We start from the raw sequence: 1787 nt of genomic DNA, 5'->3' as shown, positions 1-1787 counted from the left end.
CCAGCAGACCTACTGGCCCGCACACGTCGCGGCACGGTCCACGGGGCCGCTCTACCGCGTCGAATGGAACCGCCTTCCGGTCGTCGACCGGAGCGGGAGCGGCACCGACGATGTCGTCGTCTCGATCCCGACGAGCTCCGCGCGGGACGTCGCCGTGCACACTCTGGAGCTTGTGCAGTCATGGCTCACCGAGGACCGGGCCGACGCCAGGCTCGTCCTGGTGACCAGACGGGCCGTCGCCGTCGATGAGCGGGAGGACGTCGATCCCGGCCAGGCCGCGGCCTGGGGGCTCGTGCGGTCCGCGCAGACCGAACAGCCCGGACGGCTGGTGCTGGTGGACACCGATGATCCCACGGCGGACCTCGGCCCGGCGCTCGCCACCGGGGAACCGCAGCTGGTGCTGCGGGGCGGAAACGTCCACGCCCCCGCCCTCGCGGAGGTACCCCAGGAGAGTGGAACTCCCGAGGTCCTGGCGCCCGAAGGAACAGTCCTCATCACCGGGGCGACCGGCGGTCTGGGCAAGCTGCTGGCGCGACACCTGGTCACCGAGTACGGTGCGCGGAACCTGCTGCTGCTCAGCCGACGCGGTCCGGACGCGCCCGGTGCCGCCGATCTTCAGGACGAGCTGGTGCGGCTCGGCGCCGTCGTGGAGATCGAGGCGTGCGACGTCAGCGACTCCGACTCCTTGTCCCGCGTGCTCGAGGGCATCCCTGACGAGCGCCCCCTCACCGCCGTGGTGCACGCCGCCGGTGTCATCGACGACGGCACCGTCGCCTCGCTCACCTCGGAGCAAGTCGAGCGCGTCATCCGGGCCAAGGCGGAAGCGGCGCTCGTCCTGCACGAGCTCACCAAGGACCTCGACCTGGCGTCGTTCGTCCTCTTCTCCGCCGCCGCCGGAGTCCTGGGCGGTGCCGGACAAGCCAACTACGCGGCGGCCAACGCGGTGCTCGACGCACTCGCCCAGCACCGCAAGGCGCACGGGCTTCCCGCGCAGTCCCTGGCCTGGGGCCTGTGGTCGGAGAGGGAGGGAATGGGAGGCCGACTCGGCGACGCCGACGTTCTGCGCATGGCACGCGGTGGTGTCCGACCGCTGTCGGCGGCTCAAGGGCTGGCGCTGTTCGACGCGGCCCGCAACCGGGACGAGGCGCTTCTCCTGCCGATCCGTCTGGACCTGTCCGAGCTCGCGGCGCAGGACCGGCACGCACTGGCACCGCTGATGCGCGGCCTGGTCCGGCAGGACCGCCCACGAGCGGAGCAGGAGGAGCGTCCCCTGGCCGCGGAACTGCGGGCGGTGACGGCCGAGGAACAGATGGAGCGGGTGCTCGGCCTGGTCCGAGAGCGCGCCGCATTCGTGCTCGGTCACGCCTCGCCCAAGCACGTGGCCGTGGAGCAGCCCTTCTCGGAGATCGGTTTCGATTCGCTGACGGCTGTGGAGCTGCGGAACAGGTTGAACGCGGCGACGGGGCTGCGGTTGCCGGCCACGTTGGTCTTCGACTACCCCACGCCCGAGGTGTTGGCGGGTTTCCTGCTGGTCGAGCTGGTGGGCGACCAGGGCGAGGCGTCGGCGAGGTCGGACTCCGGTGCCATTGCCGTGGCGGGTGCGGACGAGCCGATCGCGATCGTGGGGCTCGGCTGCCGTTACCCCGGTGGAGTGACCGACGCGGACGGACTCTGGGACCTGCTGGAGAGCGGTCGCGACACCCTGGTCGACTTCCCCGCCGAGCGCGGTTGGGACACCGCTGAGCTCTACCACCCGGACCCCGACCAGCCGGGCAGGACCTACGTCA

The 1787-nt window shown here is 71.7% G+C and carries 1 protein-coding gene; it reads left to right on the top strand.

Annotation, left to right across the window (positions count from 1 at the left end; genetic code table 11):
• Positions 1–172: 172 nt before the first annotated feature.
• The coding region (locus NLI01S_RS24745) for a type I polyketide synthase (protein WP_223809378.1) at positions 173–1787 on the top strand (1615 nt) is incomplete at its 3' end.

The organism is Nocardiopsis listeri NBRC 13360 (assembly GCF_001570765.1).
GTDB lineage: Bacteria > Actinomycetota > Actinomycetes > Streptosporangiales > Streptosporangiaceae > Nocardiopsis > Nocardiopsis listeri.
Note: the sequence above shows the minus strand (reverse complement) of the source record. Positions and strands in the feature narration are given on the sequence as shown.